17 protein-coding genes are annotated in these 19,155 nt (G+C 59.6%); 11 read left to right on the forward strand and 6 right to left on the reverse strand.

Annotation, left to right across the window (positions count from 1 at the left end):
• Positions 1-2: 2 nt before the first annotated feature.
• Positions 3-1,094 (reverse strand): branched-chain amino acid ABC transporter substrate-binding protein, encoded by a 1,092-nt coding sequence (locus M0D69_RS30095; RefSeq protein WP_277043393.1) that lies wholly within the window; start codon positions 1,092-1,094, stop codon positions 3-5.
• Positions 1,095-1,356: 262 nt separating this feature from the next.
• Here M0D69_RS30095 and M0D69_RS30100 point away from each other — a divergent pair, with 262 nt between their 5' ends.
• Together M0D69_RS30100 and M0D69_RS30105 are read left to right on the forward strand one after the other, a co-directional pair.
• The gene (locus M0D69_RS30100) at positions 1,357-2,442 is read left to right on the forward strand and encodes a GlxA family transcriptional regulator (RefSeq protein WP_301785498.1); all 1,086 of its coding nucleotides are present in this window, start codon (positions 1,357-1,359) and stop codon (positions 2,440-2,442) included.
• Between the two features lie 706 nt (positions 2,443-3,148).
• Entirely contained in the window at positions 3,149-3,763 is a 615-nt protein-coding gene (locus M0D69_RS30105; RefSeq protein ID WP_301785499.1) for a hypothetical protein, read from the forward strand.
• Positions 3,764-4,202: 439 nt separating this feature from the next.
• On the opposite strand, the gene M0D69_RS30110 is transcribed toward M0D69_RS30105, so the two are convergent.
• Together M0D69_RS30110 and M0D69_RS30115 are read right to left on the reverse strand one after the other, a co-directional pair.
• Entirely contained in the window at positions 4,203-5,144 is a 942-nt protein-coding gene (locus tag M0D69_RS30110; protein WP_301785500.1) for an electron transfer flavoprotein subunit alpha/FixB family protein, read from the reverse strand.
• Positions 5,145-5,157: 13 nt separating this feature from the next.
• The gene (locus M0D69_RS30115) at positions 5,158-5,907 is read right to left on the reverse strand and encodes an electron transfer flavoprotein subunit beta/FixA family protein (protein ID WP_301785501.1); all 750 of its coding nucleotides are present in this window, start codon (positions 5,905-5,907) and stop codon (positions 5,158-5,160) included.
• A gap of 286 nt (positions 5,908-6,193) precedes the next feature.
• On the opposite strand from M0D69_RS30115, the gene M0D69_RS30120 reads away from it, so the two are divergent.
• The 3 genes from M0D69_RS30120 (at position 6,194) to M0D69_RS30130 (ending at position 8,218) form a co-directional block, all read left to right on the forward strand.
• A complete protein-coding gene (locus M0D69_RS30120; RefSeq protein WP_301785502.1) occupies positions 6,194-6,709 on the forward strand; it encodes a thiamine pyrophosphate-binding protein in 516 nt (171 codons plus the stop codon).
• Between the two features lie 8 nt (positions 6,710-6,717).
• Positions 6,718-7,323, forward strand: a complete 606-nt coding sequence (locus M0D69_RS30125; protein WP_301785503.1) for a thiamine pyrophosphate-dependent enzyme — start codon at positions 6,718-6,720, stop codon at positions 7,321-7,323.
• Between the two features lie 130 nt (positions 7,324-7,453).
• Entirely contained in the window at positions 7,454-8,218 is a 765-nt protein-coding gene (locus M0D69_RS30130; protein WP_301785504.1) for a helix-turn-helix domain-containing protein, read from the forward strand.
• Positions 8,219-8,236: 18 nt separating this feature from the next.
• On the opposite strand, the gene M0D69_RS30135 is transcribed toward M0D69_RS30130, so the two are convergent.
• From M0D69_RS30135 to pruA, 3 genes are all read right to left on the reverse strand, one after another.
• Positions 8,237-9,400: an FAD-binding oxidoreductase gene (locus tag M0D69_RS30135; RefSeq protein ID WP_301785505.1), complete on the reverse strand. Its 1,164-nt coding sequence runs from the start codon at positions 9,398-9,400 to the stop codon at positions 8,237-8,239.
• A 58-nt stretch (positions 9,401-9,458) separates the two neighbouring features.
• A complete protein-coding gene (locus M0D69_RS30140) occupies positions 9,459-10,673 on the reverse strand; it encodes a pyridoxal phosphate-dependent aminotransferase (protein ID WP_301785506.1) in 1,215 nt (404 codons plus the stop codon).
• 76 nt (positions 10,674-10,749) lie between these two features.
• Complete coding sequence (gene pruA / locus M0D69_RS30145) at positions 10,750-12,303, reverse strand: L-glutamate gamma-semialdehyde dehydrogenase (RefSeq protein ID WP_301785507.1); 1,554 nt, start codon at positions 12,301-12,303, stop codon at positions 10,750-10,752.
• A gap of 292 nt (positions 12,304-12,595) precedes the next feature.
• Between pruA and M0D69_RS30150 the strand changes: the two genes are divergently transcribed.
• The 6 genes from M0D69_RS30150 (at position 12,596) to M0D69_RS30175 (ending at position 19,086) form a co-directional block, all read left to right on the forward strand.
• Positions 12,596-13,516 carry a LysR substrate-binding domain-containing protein gene (locus M0D69_RS30150; protein WP_301785508.1) on the forward strand — a complete coding sequence of 307 codons (921 nt, stop codon included), beginning with the start codon at positions 12,596-12,598 and terminating at the stop codon, positions 13,514-13,516.
• Between the two features lie 104 nt (positions 13,517-13,620).
• Positions 13,621-14,496 (forward strand): MaoC family dehydratase N-terminal domain-containing protein, encoded by an 876-nt coding sequence (locus M0D69_RS30155; RefSeq protein WP_301785509.1) that lies wholly within the window; start codon positions 13,621-13,623, stop codon positions 14,494-14,496.
• 20 nt (positions 14,497-14,516) lie between these two features.
• On the forward strand, positions 14,517-15,677 hold the full coding sequence (locus tag M0D69_RS30160) for an acyl-CoA dehydrogenase family protein (protein ID WP_301785510.1): 1,161 nt from the start codon (positions 14,517-14,519) through the stop codon (positions 15,675-15,677).
• A gap of 10 nt (positions 15,678-15,687) precedes the next feature.
• Complete coding sequence (locus M0D69_RS30165; RefSeq protein ID WP_301785511.1) at positions 15,688-16,866, forward strand: CaiB/BaiF CoA-transferase family protein; 1,179 nt, start codon at positions 15,688-15,690, stop codon at positions 16,864-16,866.
• 23 nt (positions 16,867-16,889) lie between these two features.
• On the forward strand, positions 16,890-18,266 hold the full coding sequence (locus M0D69_RS30170) for an MmgE/PrpD family protein (RefSeq protein WP_301785512.1): 1,377 nt from the start codon (positions 16,890-16,892) through the stop codon (positions 18,264-18,266).
• The gene (locus M0D69_RS30175; protein ID WP_301785513.1) at positions 18,259-19,086 is read left to right on the forward strand and encodes a CoA ester lyase; all 828 of its coding nucleotides are present in this window, start codon (positions 18,259-18,261) and stop codon (positions 19,084-19,086) included. The genes M0D69_RS30170 and M0D69_RS30175 overlap by 8 nt, the downstream gene beginning before the upstream one ends.
• Positions 19,087-19,155: the final 69 nt, after the last annotated feature.

A 19,155-nucleotide genomic window follows, 5' to 3' on the forward strand; every position in this document is an offset into this window, starting at 1 on the left:
GTCTACATCTTGACGACGGTGAGCAGCGTCTGCTTGCCGCTTTTGTAGTCATACAGGGAGATCGAGCCTTGCTTCAGATCGCCATGCGCGTCGAACTGCGTGCGACCGAGCACGCCGACAAAGTCCGCACTCGGCATCGCTGCGAGAATGTCTGCAGTTTTGATCGAGTGGGCGCGTTTCATCGCATCGACGATGATGTACACAGCGTCGTAGGCGAACGGTGCGTTGAGCTGCACGTGCTGATGAAAGCGTGCTTCGTAGCGTTGCTCGAAAGCGGGACCGTCCGGCATTTTCTCGAGCGGCATGCCGGCGATCGAGCACACGACGTTGTCGGCAGCAACGCCCGCCAGCTTGGCGAGCGAATCGGCGCACAGGCCATCGCCACCCAGCACGCGCGCTGCGATCGCGAGCTGGCGCGCCTGCTTCGCGAACGGGCCGCCGGTGGCGTCCATTCCCCCGTACATGATGATGTCCGGATGCTCGCCCTTGACCTTGGTGAGAATCGAACGGAAGTCGACCGCCTTGTCGTTGGTTGCGTCATGCGAGAGGACGGTTAAACCGTCCGCCTTCGCCTGCTTCTCGAACTCGTTGGCGAGACCCTGACCGTAAGCAGTCGCGTCGTCCACGATCGCCACTGATTTCGCCCCGAGCGTTTTCTTCGCGTAGTCGGCCAGTGCCGGGCCCTGCTGGGCATCGGTCGCGACCACCCGGTAGGCAGTCTTGAAGCCTTGTTGCGTATAAACCGGATTGGTCGCCGATGGCGAGACCTCGACGATACCCGCGTCGCTGTAGATCTTCGAAGCCGGGATAGTGGTTCCCGAATTCATGTGACCGACCACCGCGACAACCTTGTCGTCGACGAGTTTCTGCGCGACCTGCGTGCCTTGGCGCGGGTCCGACGCGTCGTCCTGTGCGTCCAACTCCAGCGTCACCTTCTGGCCGCCGATCACAAGCCCCTTTGCATTGATCTCCTCCACCGCGAGGCGGGCGCCGTTTTCGGTGTCCTTCCCCCACTCGGCATTCGCACCGGTCAACGGCGCGGCATGTCCAATTTTGACAACTTCGTCTGCGAACGCGCCGGCAGAGCCGAGCATGATCAGACTCACTCCGATACGGGCGCATAGCTTGCCGTGACATCTGGTCAACATGAGACTCTCCTGGTTATGCTGCTTGCTGGTTGGTGTCGCACTGACGCCCGTCGGGAACCGCTCGGGGACGTTGGACAGGACCGACTTTAGGGACGAAAAAATGGCCGGCATTGCGCCGAACCGCAAAAAAGTAGAAGAAACGCGACACGGTGGCCGAGTCCATTGATTGGCTTATATACTGGGTTCATCAACGCCTTACGGAATCGTCATGGCTACCGAAAGAACACCGCTCGATGGCCAGGACCCGTTTCTTGGCCGGGGTCTCGTTGATCGGCTCGATCGCGCCAGTGTCAAGCGGGACGGCAACCCGTCACGCTCAGGCGCCGAGCTCAACATCGGTTTTCTGATCTGGCCCACCTTCCCATTGCTGTCGCTGGCCGGCTTCTGCGATGCGTTGCGCCATGCGGCGGATCTCGGCGACCAGAGCCGTCCTTTACGTTGCACATGGACGCTGCTCGGTATGGCCGATGAGACCGTGGAAGCGAGCTGCGGCGTGGCGGTGCCCGTGCATGCGGTACACGGTTCGCCGCGGCAATTCGATTACCTCGTCGTGATCGGCGGTCTTCTGCCGAAACTTGATCAGGTTGACCGGCGCTACTGGGACTATTTGCGCGAGGCCGACGCCGAAGGCGTGCCGCTGATCGGCATGTGCACCGGCAGTTTCGTGCTGGCCAAAGCCGGCTTGATGCAGGACCGCGTCGCTTGCGTGCACGCGTTTCACTTCGAAGACTACAAGACGATGTTTCCAGGTTTGCGGGTCATCGCCAATTCAGACTACTTGATTGACGGCAACCGCATCACATGCGCGGGCGGTGTGTCGGTCCTTGAACTGGCAACGCGTTTGATCAGCTTGCATTGCGGCCCGGACAGAGCCTCCAAGGTCATTCATCAAATGACGGTCAGCCGTCTGGGCGGCACGTCGTTCGTGGAGCGCCGCAAGGCACTGGGCTATCTGGCGGTCGGTGATCTGCTGGTACGGCACGCGATCGTGCTGATGGAAGAAAACCTGGAGGCGCCGCTCAACGTCGCGGTGATCGCGAAGATGACAGGCACGAGCGTCAGGCAACTCGAACGCAACTTCCTGACGGAAACGGGGATGTCACCCAAGGAGTTTTATCGGGCGATGCGGCTTCGCTACGCGCGCTGGTTGCTGCTTAATACGACAAAACGCATCACGGTAATCGCCTACGAATGCGGCTTTGCCGACTCCGCGCATTTCATCCGCGGCTTCAAGGAAGTCTACGGCGTGACGCCCGGCAAGCTGAGGACGTCATTAGAAGACCGTCTGTCGTGAGACAAGCGCACGCACCGTTGCTGCACTTGCCCCTGCAGACTATGCGCCCACACGCTGCGACGACCTGCAGTGCGACCGATCCAATCGCCATAGCCGCGAAAGGTTCGGGCCGCGTCGGAGTACTCCGCGGTTTCCACCTAGAGGATTGCAGGACGCCTGCCCACCAGCTTCCCGGCGCGCTTAAAGACCCGTTGCTTAGGGCAGGCGTCCTACAGTCCTTAACAACCCCCGTCGTTCGTCCTGACTCAAACCAGTCATTAGCAAACCGCCGGCGGGAGTAAGGCGCGAATGACCGCTCCGGCCGACGACTTGCCGGATCGAGTCTGTACCTGAATGTCCGGTACCTGGACGGAACCGCCGTTCGAACGTCCGCTTGACAGCGTGAGCCAAAGTCCGTAGGTGGCCGGTCAAGGTCTGACGTCGAACGGCCTGCGTCGGCCAATTCCGGCACCCAGGGCCACCTCGAAAGCCCATCTCCGTATGGAAAGGGGCCCTGGCATTCTCGCTATCCAGGCATCTGAGCACTGGGCCGTCTGGTTACCGACGGCGTGAAATCACATCCGGCTGACTGGGCCCTGCCACTCGCTTAAGGTTTCTCGCATAAATGTCGATATCCATCGAAGGGGTGCCACAGTTGCGCCCGGTTTCTTCGTGAAGCCAACCATACCGCTTCATGTTATCCACCGCGACTCAATAGGGCAGTTCGATGAAGATATCGTTTCGAATCCTGGCGCTCGTATTCGCCGCCATGCTGGAAAGCTGCGCGGTCTCACCCCGGTTGCTCGAACAGACAAGTTCGGCACGTTCGTCAATACCGGCGACGAATGTCCTCATCGTGGTAGACGGCAAAGCCTTTGGCAACCCGCCGTTCGGGCCTGGAGGCCATGCATACATGGACGCCATGGGGTTTGCATTGCAGGAGGGTCTCACGGGCCTGCCAGTGCATGTGGTCACGATAGATCCCATGCAACTTGAGAACCCAGAAATGAAAGCGCTAAACGAGATACATCCAAATTACGTTTTGCGGTTGCGTACACTTTCAGTCATCTCGCGTAACGCCGTGCCCATCACTGCCGTATGGCAACTCGACGCATCCGAAGTCTCGACGACGGCTTCCCGGTTGCCAGGGCAGCCTCAATTGACACGCACCCAATTCAATTTCAGGGCTGTGTATCGAGCGCGAGCACAGGGACCAACTTGTTCGGGCAGTCTGTTGGGATCTGAGGACTCGGCTCGACGTTGCGGCGGAGCAATGGGTAAGGTTTTCGCCGATGCACTGCTTGATGCACAGGTATTCACGCCAAGACAAACGCCTCAGTAACTCGGCAGCGTCGCCCACTGATATTCGGCGGGGCAACATGAGCCATCCATTTGGTCATGGGACCTGGTGTCCTACACGACGGGCCAATGGCCGTAGAAGGATCTCAGACCTTTCCTCAACTGACGCGCCCCTCTTTCTGGATCAAGCAGTTCGTGTGTCCCGCGGCGACCGCTGAGATAATCTTTGCGTGGCTTCCCTCGCGATCCGCATAGCATTATCGAAGCTGATATCCGTGGCAACGTGCCTGTTATCAACGCTCACGAGCCAACGGTCGCCGCTGCAGCACCAACGAATCCTCCTCTCTTCAAGGAGCGGCGCAAACCACCGCCAAATAGAGGCATCCTCGGCGTTAGCGGCCAAGGCCGCCACCGCTCGGACTTGACCCATCTCACTCGAATTGCTCACCTGTCACCTCTTCGGACGTTGACCTTTCCTCGCTCTAAACTCTAGACAGTGTTGCCTCGAACTCCGGTACCACCGTGAACAGATCGCCCACCAGACCGTAGTCGGCCACGCTGAAAATCGGCGCTTCCGGGTCCTTGTTGATCGCCACGATGACCTTCGAGTCTTTCATGCCGGCCAGATGCTGAATTGCACCCGAGATGCCCACCGCGACGTACAGTTGCGGCGCGACGATCTTGCCCGTCTGGCCCACTTGGTAATCGTTCGGCACAAAGCCCGCGTCCACTGCGGCGCGCGAGGCGCCGAGTGCTGCGTTCAGCTTGTCGGCCAGAGGCTCGAGCACCTTGGTGTAGTTTTCGCCGCTACCCAGACCGCGACCACCCGAGACGATGATCGACGCCGAGGTCAGCTCCGGACGGTCCAGCTTCGTCACTTCACGGCTGACGAACTGCGACAGGCCGCTATCCGCTGCCGCTTCGATCTTCTCGACCGCTGCGCTACCGCCTTCTGCCGCGACCGGATCGAAACTGGTCGAGCGCACCGTGATGACCTTGATCGGATCCTGAGATTGAACTGTTGCGATCGCATTGCCTGCGTAGATCGGATGCTCGAATGTGTCGGCGGAATGGACTGCCGTGATATCGCTGATCTGTGCAACGTCGAGCTTCGCAGCAATACGCGGGGCAATGTTCTTGCCGTACGCGGTGGCCGGCGCGAGGATATGCGAGTAGTCCTTCGCGATGTTCAGCACCGTCGCTTCAACGTTTTCCGCGAGACCCGCTTCGAGTTGCGGCGCATCGGCCAACAATACCTTGGCGACACCTGCAACGTTCGCCGCCGCATCCGCCGCGCCTTGCGCGTTGTAACCCGCGACCAGCACGTGCACGTCACCGCCGATCTTCGCTGCCGCAGCAATCGTATTGAGCGTCGCCGCTTTCAGCGACGCGGCGTCGTGTTCCGCAATTACCAGAATCGTCATTTCGTCCGTCTCCTCACAGCACCTTGGCTTCGGTCCTCAACTTCTCGACCAGCGTCTTCACATCAGCGACCTTCACACCGGCGCTGCGCTTGGGCGGCTCGACAACCTTCAGCGTCTTCAGGCGCGGCGTCACATCGACACCCAGGTCTTCGGGTTTGAGCGTTTCCAGCGGCTTCTTCTTTGCCTTCATGATGTTCGGCAGCGTCACGTAACGCGGCTCGTTCAGGCGCAGGTCGGTGGTGATCACAGCGGGCAGCGTCAGCGAGAGCGTTTCAGCGCCGCCATCCACTTCGCGCGACACCGTTGCCTTGCCGTCCGCCACGACAACCTTCGAGGCAAACGTCGCCTGCGGCAAGTTTGCCAAGGCAGCCAGCATCTGACCGGTCTGGTTCGAATCGTCGTCGATGGCCTGCTTGCCCAGAATGACCAGCGAAGGCTGTTCCTTGTCGACCAGCGCCTTGAGCAGCTTGGCGACAGCCAGCGGCTGCAGGTCCTCGTTGGACTCGATCAGGATCGCGCGATCCGCGCCGATCGCCAGCGCCGTGCGCAGCGTTTCCTGCGACTGCGTCACGCCCGCCGACACGGCAATCACTTCCGTCGCCACGCCCGCTTCCCTCAGACGCACCGCTTCTTCCACGGCGATCTCGTCGAACGGGTTCATCGACATCTTTACGTTCGCCAAGTCGACGCCCGCGCCGTCCGGCTTCACACGGACCTTCACGTTGTAATCGACCACTCTCTTCACTGGCACAACAATTTTCACGGTTCCTCCTCCGGTCGGCTTGCACGCTAGTGTGCTTACTTCAATCAGAGGTTGGAATTAGGCATTTTGGAACGCCCCATTTCAGACCCTCGAATGGCAACCAGGCGTGCGTGAATCCACCCCGACCCAATCCGTTAACCCCAGCCTAATCGTCTCTTCCGCAATCAGTAATTGAGCAGCGACTTTTGCTGATGCACGCTTGTCACTCATCAAAGCACGGCAATCAATCAGCCCTGCTTGGCGCGACGGCTATCCGTTTTCATTCAACTTATCAAATCTCGTCACCATGTCAGTCAACTGGCCGGAAACAATCTTCGAGCACTTCAAAGCCGCTGACGTGCGGCAAGTGGCATACGTGCCTGATGCGGGGCACAAACGTCTCATCGAACTCTGCGAAGCAGACGCCGAAATTCACGCCGTTTCCCTGACCACCGAAGAAGAAGGTGTGGCCATGATGGGCGGCGCGTGGGTCGGCGGCCAGCGCGGAGTATTGCTGCTGCAGTCGAGCGGCGTGGGCAACTGCATCAACATGCTCTCGCTGCAACACGAATGCCGCATGCCCATCGTGATGCTAGTCACGATGCGCGGAGAATGGGGCGAATTCAATCCCTGGCAAGTCGCCATGGGCAAATCCACCCAGGAAGCCCTCGAATCGGCGGGCGTCTACGTCTACCGCGCGGATGATCCCGACGAAGTCCCTGAGACCGTGCGCGCCGCGTTGAATTTTGGCTACAACACCTCCCGGATGATCGCTGTCCTGATTGGACAGCGCGTTATCGGCACCAAAAACTTTAACAAGTGAGTACGAACATGACACAGCAGACGACGCCCCTGAACCGTCGACTGACGGTGAAGCGGATTCTCCGCGATCGGCAGCAGGACGTTCTGGCAGTGACCAGCCTTGGCAATCCAACCTTCGACGTGGCAGCCGCCGGCGACACAGCTCAAAACTTCTACCTGTGGGGCGCAATGGGCGGAGCCGTCAGCTTCGGCCTCGGCATCGCGCTTGCACAGCCTGAGAAACGCGTCATCGTGTTCGTTGGCGACGGCGAAATGATGATGGGACTGGGATCGCTCGCAACGGTAGGCGTCGATAAACCGGCCAATCTCTCGATCGTCGTGATCGACAACGAACATTACGCGGAAACAGGCATGCAACTGGCTCATGCAGGACGCGGTGTGGACATCACGGCAATCGCGCGCGCGGCTGGCTTCGAAAAGGCGACGACCATCTACGCCGAGGGCGACCTCGAGGAGTGTGCCGACGTCATTCTCAAGGCCGCGGGTCCCGTCCTCGCCACGGTGAAGGTCGGAACGGATCCCGAACCCACATCCCTCCCACCCCGTGACGGTCCGTATCTGCGTAGCCGATTCCGCGAAGCGTTGCTTGGCGCCAAGGCCCACGCGAGTCAGTAAGCGGCCGATTGGAACGTCCCTGCATCAAGGCGGTGGCGCGGCAGACGGCCGCCCACCGCGTTAATGCATCACGCCCCATTTCAAGCGCCCTGTACAATCGGGATCAATGTGACTACACACCGATCCCTCTATGCCCGCCAAGGCCGATTCCGATATGTTGGTGGAGGTCTTTCGACAGTTGGACCGGCAGCCCGAGATGCTCGAGCGCGTCTTCGACTGCTTTCCAGACGTGCTGTACTACATCAAGGACGCCCAGGCGCGCTATCTGTCTGTCAATCAAACGCTCATCACCCGAAGTGGGCTGGCGCGCGACGACGTGATCGGCAAGACAGCCGATCAGCTATTTCCAGTGACCGGCGCCAGTACCAACGCGCAAGACCTGAACATTATCGAAACCCAGTCTCCCATCGTCGACCGGCTACGACTCTATTCCTCCGGATTGGGTCACCGATACTGGTGCCTAAGCTCCAAGTTCCCGGTACTCAACGAAGTCGGACAGGCCATCGGACTGATCGGCATATCGCGCGATCTGCCTCGCCCCGATGAACGTCACCACGGCTACCGCCGCTTGCTCGAATATCTGGATTATCTGGAACAGAACCTTGGACAGAACATCCTGGTCACTGAGGCGGCGGAGCGAGCCTCCATCTCTGTCGACACGCTAGAGCGTCTAACCCGCGAGGTGTTTCATCTGACGCCCAAGCAACTGCTGATGAAATTGCGGATCGATCACGCGTGCAAACTGCTGGAAACGACTGACCACAGCATTACAGAAATCTCGACCGAGTGCGGCTACGCGGACCATAGCGCATTTACGCGTCAATTCAAATCTGCCACGCACCTCACGCCCCGACAGTATCGAAACGCGCGAGGGCGTGGCTTGCATCCTCACTGATGAAGCGCCTGCCGGGCGCTAGTAAACACCTTCCTCGATCACCAGTTGACCCGTAGTGAGCCGCGCCGGCGATAGCGGTGAGAGGTCCAACGTTTTGAACTCGCCGAAGTCCAACAGTTCGGCAACTGCGCGACCAACGCCTGGACTGTGCATCATCCCATGGCCGCTGAAGCCGGCCGCTACGAACGAGTTTTCCGGGCCCGACTGACCGACAATGCCGTTCTGGTCGAGGACGTTGTATTCGTAGTAACCGGCCCAGGCGTGCTCCACGCGCAGTGCTTCAAACGCGGGGATCCGATCTGCCAGCGCCGGCCAGATGATCTCGTCAAATTCGGAGAACTGTACGTCGAGTGGCAGGTGATCCAGATCGAGTTCCGCCGAGGGCGAGACAATGCAGAGGAAATGATTCTGCTCCCTACGCAAGTACACGCCGGACGTATCGATCAGGATCGGCATATCCGGGATCGCTGTCGGGCATGACACGACGAACGCCGAACGCCGTCTCGGCCGAACCGGCAGATCGACACCGACGCTTTCCGCAAGAGGCGCACACCACGCGCCGCTGGCGTTCACGAACGCGTCCCCGGCGATTTCCCGCCCGTCCGTCATCTCGACATGGGTTACCCGGTTTCCGCGTGTACGGTAGCGCGCCGCTTCACCGGAGACGAAATGAACGCCCGCTTCACGCGCACGGTTTCTAAACCACTGCATGACGCTGTAACCGTCAAACCAGCCCTCGCCTGCCAGACCTTCAACACCATAGGCCAGATCGCTGACGTTCATCCACGGGTAGCGGCGCTGCAACGCCTCCGCGGAATGTTCCTGCAACTCCACGCCGAGCGATCGGGCGAGCGCGCTCCGCCGACGCAGCACGTCCTCCTGCTGCACGTTGCCTACGAACAGGTAGCCGCAATCCACCAGATCGACGCCGGCACCGTACCGCAGCCTCTCTCGTTCGCATGAAGAGAAGAATTCGTAGCCAAACTGCGATAGCTGAATGCAGATGGGCGTTGAAAATTGCTGCCGGATCGAACTCGCCGACAGCGATGATGATGCGATCTGATAGGTCGGATCCTTTTCGATCACCCAGATCTCGCGCCCCTCCGGCTTCTGGAGACTTAGGAAATACGCTATTGAACAACCAATTGCCCCCCCGCCCGTGATGACAATTCTTTCGTTCATGATCTACCTTCGAAGACTCGTAGGCTCGTGAGAGCCCAAAGATATGAATAACAGGTACTCAGACCGCCACTGTTTCGAGGCTTTGACATGCGGCGCGGATCCGGCTGAGCGCTTCGTTCAGGTCATCGCGTGACGCGGCGTAAGAGAGTCTGAAGTACGGTGAGAGCAGAAAGCCGGAGCCTGAAACCACGGCCACGTTCGCCTCTTCCAACAGGTACATGACGAAGTCCTGGTCGTTCTCCAGAAGCGCGCCGTTCGGTGTGCGGCTCCCAATGACGCCATGGCAGCCGACGAACGCATAAAACGCGCCTTCGGGCTGGTTACTGTGGAGTCCCGGTATGTCGCTCAGCGCGTTGACGACCAGCTTGCAGCGTTCGTCGAAGGCCAGTCGCGATGTCTCGACGAACGCTTGATCGCCATTGAGCGCTTCGACCGCTGCATACTGCGACACCGATGACGCACTCGTCACAATCTGGCCTTGCACCAGATTCATGGCACGGATGAGCGCCACCGGTCCTGCGGAATAGCCGATCCGCCAGCCCGTCATCGAGTACATCTTGGAGACGCCGTTGATGATGAGCGTCCGCTCCTGCAACTCCGGCGCGACGTTCAGGATATTGTCGAACGGAGTTCCGGTGTAGATGAGCTTTTCGTAGATGTCGTCGGACAGTATCCAGACATGCGGGTATCGACGTAATACTTCCGCGATTTTGCGGAGTTCCTCGGCTGAATAAACCGCGCCAGTTGGATTCGATGGCGAGTTCAGCATCAGCCACTTGGTACGAGGCGTGATCGACGCCTCCAGCTGAGCCGCCGTCAGTTTGAACCCTGTGGTCTCATCGCACGCCACGACGATAGGTGTCCCGTTCGCCATTTTGACGATCTCCGGGTAGGACACCCAGCACGGCGCCGGCACGATGACTTCATCGCCCGGATTGAGGGTCGCGAAAAAAGCCGCGAAAATCGCCTGCTTCGCGCCCACCGATACGCTGACACCGTCCACGGGGTAATCGACGCCATTGTCACGCTTGAGTTTCGCGACGATCGCCTCGCGCAACTCCCGGATGCCCGCGGCCTCTGTGTAACGCGTCTTGCCTTCACGCATGGCCCGAATCGCGGCCGCCTGGATATTCTCGGGTGTATGAAAGTCTGGTTCGCCTTGCGACAGGGAAATAACGTTCTTCCCGGCCCGGCGCAGTTCTGCCGCTTTTGCTGCCATTGCCATCGTCTGCGCAGGAACGATCTGGCCAATGCGGTCTGCAATGAAGCCCATTGTGTTTGTTCCGTTCGTTTCAAAAGCCTACCGTATGAACCGGGGCTGCCTCTGTGGCGCCCCGGAATACGCACGCTTACAGACGTTCCGCCACGGCCTTCATTTGCAGGAACTGCAGAAGGTAATCAGGGCCGCCTGTCTTGGTATCGGTGCCCGTGAGATTGAAGCCGCCAAACGGCTGAACACCGACCAGCGCGCCCGTGCATTTGCGGTTGAAGTACAGATTGCCGACGTGGAAATCGCGGCGCGCTCGTTCGAGGCGACTGCGGTCGTTCGAGAACAGCGCACCTGTCAGGCCGTAGACCGTGTCATTGACAACCGCCAGACCTTCCTCGAAATCCTTGACACGGATCGCGGCGACGAATGGGCCGAACACTTCTTCCTGTGCGATGCGCGCGCGAGGCGACACGTCGCCAAAGATGGTGGGCTCAATCAGATATCCCGCAGCATTCTCCACGGCCTTGCCTCCGGTCAGCAGCTTGCCCTCGGTGTGACCGATATCGATGTACGACAGCACCTTCTTGTACTGCAGTTCGTTGCAGACCGGACCGAAACCGGGATTGTCCTTTGCTTCGCTGACAACCAGTTCTTTAGCCTTCTCAACGACCTTATCGAGCAATGCGTCGTAGACCGAATCCACCACGATCAGACGCGAGCAGGCGGAACATTTCTGGCCGGAATAACCGAAAGCTGCCTGAATAACACCTGTTGCCGCGTCATCGAGATTGGCCGTCTCGTCGACCAGAATGGCGTCCTTGCCACCCAGCTCGAGGAAAACTCGCTTGAACCATTTCTGGCCTTCCGCGAGCTTCGCGGCGGACTCGTTGATCTGTGCGCCGGTTGCGAGCGACCCCGTAAAGTTGACGAAACGCGTCTTCGGATGGGCGACCAGATACGAGCCGATTTCCCGTCCGGTACCTGGCAGGTAATTCACCACGCCGGGCGGCAGGCCTGCTTCTGCGAAGATGTCGAAAATCTTCGCCAATGAAACCACCGTATCTTCCGCCGGCTTGCAAACGACGGTGTTGCCCACCACGATCGCACCGACCGTCATGCCCGCCATCAACGCCATCGGGAAATTCCACGGCGAAATCGTTACGCCGACACCTAGCGGAATGTAGAAACTCTCGTTCTCTTCACCCGCATAATCAATCAGCGAACCGAGGCCGCCCACAAGCTTGATAGCCTGACGCGCGTAGTACTCGGTGAAGTCGATCATTTCCGCGACTTCGGCGCTTGCTTCGACATAGTTCTTGCCGATTTCATAGACGAGCCACGCCTCGAGCTCGCGCTTGCGCCTGCGCATGACTGCCGCGGCCTTCAACATGAGGCGGGATCGATCTTCCTGGCTCCAACGCTTCCACGATTCGAACGCCGCCCAGGCCGCTTCGAGCGCGGCGTCCGCGTGCTGCGTCGTCGCCTTGGCGGTGTAGCCGACGATCTCTGCCGGATTCGACGGATTCGTCGAGACGAGCTTCGCTTCGGTCTGCACACGCTCGCCGTTGATCAACAGCGGATAGGTCTGGCCAAACTCGGAACGCACCTTTTTCAGTACCCGCTGCATATCGGCTTTGGCACTATCGGTGTCGAACAAATCGAACGGCTCGTTCTTGAACGGTGCAATCAGCATCGCTTTCTCCAGATTGAATTGGTTTGGGCTGCTCTGCCGCCCTGATGAGCACGGCACGCTACCGTGAACCGATTGTCCGGCACGAAAACTTTCCGGTCTTGATCCGACTCCATTGATTCGTGCGGAATTCTGCATAGTTATAGAAATCGTAGCGACGTCAACACTCTTCAATAGGCTGCGCACATAGAGACACGAACAAAATCCGCGGAAAATAGCGCAAATACTGATTTGCGGATTTATGCTATTTGCTACACTGGGTCAACGGGGCATCACTTCATTCGGAGCACGTATCATGGCCATGCATTTCGATCTCGTTGATCTTCGTCTCATCACCTGTATCGCCGAGACGGATAGCTTGACGCGTGGCGCCGAGCGGTTTCATATGTCCGTACCCGCAGCGAGCACCCGGATCAAGAATCTGGAGGAAAGCATGGGGGCGAAACTGCTGTATCGGACTAGCCAGGGGGTTACTCTCACCCCACCGGGCCAGGCATTCCTTCACCATGCCCGGGTTGTCCTGTCACAACTCGAGCAGTTGCGCGGTGACATGCAGGAGTACGCACGCGGTATCAAAGGCCATGTGCGGATCTTCGCGAACACCACTGCCACCACAGAATTCCTTCCTAACGACCTGCGAAACTTTCTCGCCGAGCACCCTGACGTAAACGTCGAGCTTCGCGAACGGCTGAGTCATGACGTGGTGCGCGCGGTGAGTGAAGGCACGGCAGACGTCGGCATCGTGGCAGGCAATGTCAGGCCCGAATCGCTGGAAGTCATGCCGTATCGCTCTGACCGGCTCATACTGGCGGTGTCGGAATCACACCCTTTGGCCGGGAAAACGTCCATTCCATTTGAGGAGGCAACGGAGTTCGACTTCGTCGGGATGCCTGAGGCGAGCGCGATTCACACCTTTCTGAACCGCGTCGCGCACGATATGCATAAGAAACTTCAGGTGCGAATTGAAGTGGGCAACTTCGAGGCGCTATGCCGAATGATCGAGGCTAACGTCGGGATAGGCGTGCTGCCTCGTTCATCAGCGATACGCTACGTCAAAACCTTGAACATCCGGCTGGTTGAGATCGAGGATGCCTGGGCGACGCGCAATCTGCTGATCTGCGTACGCAGCCTCGATCTGCTGCCATCTTTCGCGCGGGAACTCGTCGACCTCCTCACGCAAAAGTGCAAAGGCGATGGCGAGTCTCAGCCGGCGTAAGCGGCGGCAGTTAGTCTGCGTTTAAAGCCCTCTTCTCCACACACAAATTGTAGTCAGCAGGCCGGTGCGTCAATCTAGCGTGAACGACGCTATCCGATGCCCTCATGACTACCGAACTCAACTATCTGCGCACGTGGATCGGCCGAACCCAGGCTGAGCAGGAACTCGTCTCCCCTCGTCTTGCGCAACAACTCGCCGCTACGCTGGACTATGAGGACGTGCCGCGTGCCGGCTCTGCGTTGCCTCCCCTTTGGCACTGGGCGCTCTTTCCTCACATCGTTTCGCAACCGCAGGTTGGCGTGGACGGGCATCCGAAACGCGGTGGATTCCTGCCGCCCGTGCCATTGCCCCGCCGTATGTGGGCAGGCAGCCGGGTCCGGTTCGAGCGGCCGCTCGTGGTCGGCAGCCTGGTCACCAGAACCTCGCAGATTGTCGACGTCGCCGCCAAGGAAGGACGCACCGGAAAGCTCGTGTTTGTGCGTCTGCGTCATGAGCTGGAAGACTCGGAAGGTCCGCTGCTTTCCGAGGAGCAAGACGTTGTGTATCGCGAGTCCGCGACGACTGCGTATAGCGCGGCGAACGGTCCAACGGCGCCCGTAGAGTTCACATGGAAGCGGGATATCGTGCCGGACCCGGTCCTCCTGTTTCGCTACTCCGCCGATACCTTCAACGGACATCGTATTCACTACGACCGGACCTACGCTCAGGAACAGGAAGGCTATCCCGCGCTGGTCGTACATGGGCCGCTGACTGCAACTTTGCTGGTCGATCTCGTCCGACGCAGCCTTCCGGGCGAGTCGATCGCTTCGTTCTCGTTCAAGGCGGTCAACCCGCTCTTTGACTATGCCCCCTTTCATCTATATGCCGTGCGCCCGGCCGGATCGAACGAGGTGAGGCTTTGGGCGGCCAATTCCGAAGGCGTGTTGTGCGTCGATGCAGCGGCAACACTAACGGCACCCGCACGTGCTTTTCAAGAATGAAACCGAAGGAGTAGAGACAAGTGTTGGCTAACGTTGACCCCTATCAGGACATTCGCGAAGCGATTCGCGATCTGTGTTCCAACTTCCCTGCCGGGTATTTCCGCAAGGTCGACGAGGAGCGCGCCTATCCCGAGACCTTTGTGCAAGCCCTGACCGACGCCGGTTGGCTGGCCGCCCTGATTCCGCAGGAATATGGCGGCTCGGGACTCGGGCTAACCGAAGCGTCGGTGATCATGGAAGAGATCAACCGCAGCGGCGGCAATTCCGGCGCGTGCCACGGGCAGATGTACAACATGGGCACGCTGCTCAGACACGGCTCTGCCGAGCAAAAGGCTCGCTACCTGCCGGAAATCGCTAGCGGAAAGTTGCGGCTTCAATCGATGGGCGTGACCGAGCCAACGACCGGCACCGACACCACCAGTCTCAAGACGACTGCAGTTCGCAAGGGTGACAGATATGTCGTCAATGGTCAGAAGGTCTGGATCTCGCGGATTCAACACTCCGATCTGATGATCCTGCTGGCGCGGACCACACCGATCGCTCAGGTTGCCAAGAAGTCCGAGGGCATGTCTATATTTCTGGTCGACTTGCATCACGCGGTCGAACAAGGCATGACGGTTCGCCCGATCCCGAACATGGTGAATCACGAGACTAACGAGCTCTTTTTCGACAACCTCGAGATCCCCGCCGAAAACCTGATTGGTGAAGAAGGCAAAGGCTTCAAGTACATCCTTGACGGACTCAATGCCGAGCGGACACTGATTGCCGCCGAGTGTATCGGCGACGGCTACTGGTTCCTCGACAAGGTTTGTAAGTACGTCAAAGAACGGGTCGTCTTCGGCCGCCCGATCGGACAGAACCAGGGCGTGCAGTTTCCGATCGCCCGCGCGCACGTTAACGTCGAGGCGGCAAGCCTGATGCGCTATAAGGCCTGCGAGCTTTTCGATGCCAAACAACCCGCCGGCGCGCAAGCCAACATGGCAAAACTGCTGGCCGCCGACGCCTCCTGGGAAGCCGCCAACGCGTGTCTGCAGTTCCACGGCGGCTTCGGCTTCGCAAACGAATACGACGTCGAACGCAAATTCCGCGAGACACGGCTCTATCAGGTCGCGCCGATCTCGACCAATCTCATTCTTTCGTATGTAGCCGAGCATCTGCTCGGGCTACCGCGTTCTTTCTAAGGGGCTGGACATGAAACCGCTGGACGGCGTGAAGGTCATCACCCTCGAACACGCGATTGCCGCACCGTTTTGTACCCGTCAGCTTGCCGATCTCGGTGCAAGAGTGATCAAGATCGAGCGCCCCGGTACAGGTGACTTCGCGCGCGCCTACGACGAGCGGGTACACGGCATGGCCTCGCACTTTGTATGGTGCAACCGCTCGAAGGAAAGCCTCACGCTGGACGTCAAGGCCCCGCAGGCGCAGGGTATCTTCGAGCGTTTGCTCGAAGATACCGACGTGCTGGTGCAGAACCTGGCACCCGGCGCCGCCGCTCGACTGGGGCTGTCTTACGAAGCGCTGCATGACAAGTATCCTCGCCTGATTGTCTGCAACATCTCGGGTTACGGATCCGATGGTCCGTATCGCGACAAGAAAGCCTACGATTTGCTGATCCAGAGCGAGTCCGGTTTTCTTTCGATTACTGGAGGCCCGGACTCGCCTGCGAAGGCCGGCTGTTCCATCGCCGATATCGCTGCAGGGATGTACGCCTATACGAACATCCTCGCCGCGCTTCTGCAACGTTCGAAGACGAGTTTGGGAAGAGAAATCGACGTCTCGATGCTTGAGAGCATGGTGGAGTGGATGACGTATCCCCTTTACTACGCATTCGATGGCGCATCGCCGCCACCTCGCGCCGGAGCCGCTCACGCGACCATCTACCCCTATGGCCCTTTCCCCGCCGCGGATGAGAAGACCGTCATGCTGGGATTGCAGAACGAGCGCGAGTGGGGCGTCTTCTGTGCAAAGGTTCTGCTCGCACCTGAGCTCGCTACCGATCCGCGTTTCAGTTCCAACTCGAAGCGGGTGGCGGCGCGCGAGGCACTGCGCGACATCATCGTCACCGCATTCAGCAAACTGACCTCGGAAGAAGTCATCAGCCGGTTAGATCACGCGCAGATTGCCAACGCACGGATGAATGATATGGCCGACGTGTGGGCGCATCCACAGCTTAAGGAACGCAATCGCTGGGTGAACATCGACTCGCCTGCCGGCTCCATTCCGGCCTTGCTGCCGCCAGGCATCGGTACGGCATCCGATGTCCGACTCGACCCCGTCCCCGCACTGGGCCAACACACCGAAGCCCTTTTGAGCGAATTGGGCTTTTCGAACGATGCTATCCGCGGACTTCGTGACGCGGCCGTCGTATAACTCCCAGTTAAGGTAAGCCTGTTATGAGCAACACACAGATTCTTGCTTCGTTTGCGGCCAATCTCGAGTTTGAACAGATCCCCAAGGACGTCGTAGCACGCACGGAAGACCTCTTCCTCGACTGGTTCGGATCCGCATTGGCTGGTCGCGGAGCGCGCCCCGTCGAGACGATCCAGAAACTCGCATTGGATTTCGGCCCGCAGTCCGGTGCCTGCGAAGTTCTGATCTCCCGCCGAACCAGCAGCCCGCTCTTCGCGGCCATGATCAACGCCGCTGCATCGCACTTCGCCGAGCAGGATGACCTCCACAATAGTTCAGTCCTGCACCCGGCAACCGTCGTTTTCCCGGCGGCATGGGCCGCCGCTCAAGCACTCGGCAGAAGCGGCAAAGAGTTCATTGCCGCATCCGTCGCAGGTTATGAAGTGGGTATCCGCGTCGGTGAATTCCTCGGTCGATCGCACTACAGGATTTTTCATACCACCGGGACCGTGGGTACGATCGCGGCTGCGGCGGCGGTCGGCAGGCTTTTGCGGCTGAGCAGCGAGCAGATGGTGAATGCGTTCGGCTCCGCCGGTACCCAGGCAGCCGGGCTCTGGGAATTTCTGAAAGACGCTGCGGACTCCAAACAACTGCATACGGCTAAGGCTGCGGCGAACGGTCTCCTCTCAGCCTACCTGGCAGCCGACGGCTTCACGGGCGCGAACGATATCTTCGAGGGCGGGAAAGGCATGGGCGCCGGCATGTCCGCGCAAACGCATCCGGACAAACTCGCCGACGCACTCGGCACGCGCTGGGCGCTGATCGAAACATCGTTCAAGTATCACGCTTCCTGCCGGCACACGCACCCGGCGGCCGATGCCCTGCTGCAGGTCATCAAGCGGGAGCAGATCGCACCGGACGACATCGAGACGGTGGTGACGCATGTTCACCAGGCCGCCATTGATGTCCTCGGACCGGTAACCGACCCGCAGACAGTTCATCAGGCGAAGTTTTCCATGGGCACTGTGCTCGCCGTGGTTGCGGAGTTTGGCCACGCGGGCGTGCGAGAGTTCGACGCCCATTACAAGGAAGGCAGGATCGCGCACTTCTGCAAGAAAGTTTCGATGGTGCTCGACCCTGAGGTCGATACGGCCTATCCGTCGCGCTGGATCGGCAAAGTCACCGTTCAGACCAAGGATGGCCGCACTTTCGAAGGTCGCGTGGATGACCCCAAGGGGGATCCAGGCAACACTCTCACGCGCGCCGAACTCGAGCATAAAGTGCTCACGCTTGGCTTGTATGGCAATGCGGCCACCGAGGACGAACTCAAGCGCACCATTGCGTCCGTATGGGCGATTCGCGATGCGATCGTCGTCCCCAAACTGCTCCCCGAATCGAAACTGGAGGCTCATCATGGCTGACCTGGCACCCCGGTCCTATCTCTTCGTTCCTGGCAACCGGCCCGACCGGTTTGCCAAGGCTGCGGCGTCGGGCGTCGATGTTGTTGTTATCGACCTGGAAGACGCCGTACCTCCCGCCGAAAAGAAGATTGCGCGGGCCGCCCTTGCCGAGTGGCTGTCGACCAACAGCACGCCGGTCGCCGTGCGGGTCAATGACGTGAACAGCGAATGGTTTCGCGACGACATCGCCGTATGCCGTGCGCCCTCCGTGGCCGCTGTCATGCTGCCCAAGACGGAACGCATCGACGATATTTTCCTGTGCGAGTTCGCTGGCAAGCCGACCGACATCCTGCCGATGATCGAGACCGCCCAGGGGTTTCGGAATGTGGTCGCGATCGCCCAGCACCGGCTGACTACGAGGCTCGTCTTCGGCAATGTGGATTTCCAGCTTGACCTCGGCATCGATGGAGACGATGAGCAGCTCCTGTACTTTCGCTCACAGATCGTCTTCGCCTCTCGCATTGGCAACCTGCTTTCGCCGGTAGATGGCGTCAGTACCACGCTGGACGATCCCGAGCAGATCACGCGCGACACCATCCGTGCAAAGCGGCTCGGTTTCGGCGCCAAGCTTTGCATTCATCCTAAGCAGGTGGCGGCAGTCAACGCTGCCTTCATCCCCGGCGAGAAGGACGTCGAATGGGCACAGCAGGTTGTCGAAGGCGCCGCTGCATCTCACGGAGCAGCCGTCGCGGTGGACGGCCGCATGGTCGACCGGCCGGTCATTTTGAAGGCCCAGGAAATCCTCGCAGAGTCCCAGCGTCGTCGGCGCCTTGGCGAATGATTTATCAACAGCAAACATCTTACATGGGACCGGAGTAAGTGCTATGTGACCAGAGTAAGCGCTTTGCGC

This window comes from Caballeronia sp. SEWSISQ10-4 2 (assembly GCF_030464885.1).
GTDB lineage: Bacteria > Pseudomonadota > Gammaproteobacteria > Burkholderiales > Burkholderiaceae > Caballeronia.

Bases quoted from the DNA above. Each gene is read 5' to 3' on its own strand.
- M0D69_RS30095 (WP_277043393.1), bottom strand. From the start codon at position 1,094: ATGCTCGGCTCTGCCGGCGCGTTCGCAGACGAAGTTGTCAAAATTGGA.
- M0D69_RS30100 (WP_301785498.1), top strand. From the start codon at position 1,357: ATGGCTACCGAAAGAACACCGCTCGATGGCCAGGACCCGTTTCTTGGC.
- M0D69_RS30105 (WP_301785499.1), top strand. From the start codon at position 3,149: ATGAAGATATCGTTTCGAATCCTGGCGCTCGTATTCGCCGCCATGCTG.
- M0D69_RS30110 (WP_301785500.1), bottom strand. From the start codon at position 5,144: ATGACGATTCTGGTAATTGCGGAACACGACGCCGCGTCGCTGAAAGCG.
- M0D69_RS30120 (WP_301785502.1), top strand. From the start codon at position 6,194: ATGTCAGTCAACTGGCCGGAAACAATCTTCGAGCACTTCAAAGCCGCT.
- M0D69_RS30125 (WP_301785503.1), top strand. From the start codon at position 6,718: ATGACACAGCAGACGACGCCCCTGAACCGTCGACTGACGGTGAAGCGG.
- M0D69_RS30130 (WP_301785504.1), top strand. From the start codon at position 7,454: ATGCCCGCCAAGGCCGATTCCGATATGTTGGTGGAGGTCTTTCGACAG.
- M0D69_RS30135 (WP_301785505.1), bottom strand. From the start codon at position 9,400: ATGAACGAAAGAATTGTCATCACGGGCGGGGGGGCAATTGGTTGTTCA.
- M0D69_RS30140 (WP_301785506.1), bottom strand. From the start codon at position 10,673: ATGGGCTTCATTGCAGACCGCATTGGCCAGATCGTTCCTGCGCAGACG.
- pruA (WP_301785507.1), bottom strand. From the start codon at position 12,303: ATGCTGATTGCACCGTTCAAGAACGAGCCGTTCGATTTGTTCGACACC.
- M0D69_RS30150 (WP_301785508.1), top strand. From the start codon at position 12,596: ATGGCCATGCATTTCGATCTCGTTGATCTTCGTCTCATCACCTGTATC.
- M0D69_RS30155 (WP_301785509.1), top strand. From the start codon at position 13,621: ATGACTACCGAACTCAACTATCTGCGCACGTGGATCGGCCGAACCCAG.
- M0D69_RS30165 (WP_301785511.1), top strand. From the start codon at position 15,688: ATGAAACCGCTGGACGGCGTGAAGGTCATCACCCTCGAACACGCGATT.
- M0D69_RS30170 (WP_301785512.1), top strand. From the start codon at position 16,890: ATGAGCAACACACAGATTCTTGCTTCGTTTGCGGCCAATCTCGAGTTT.
- M0D69_RS30175 (WP_301785513.1), top strand. From the start codon at position 18,259: ATGGCTGACCTGGCACCCCGGTCCTATCTCTTCGTTCCTGGCAACCGG.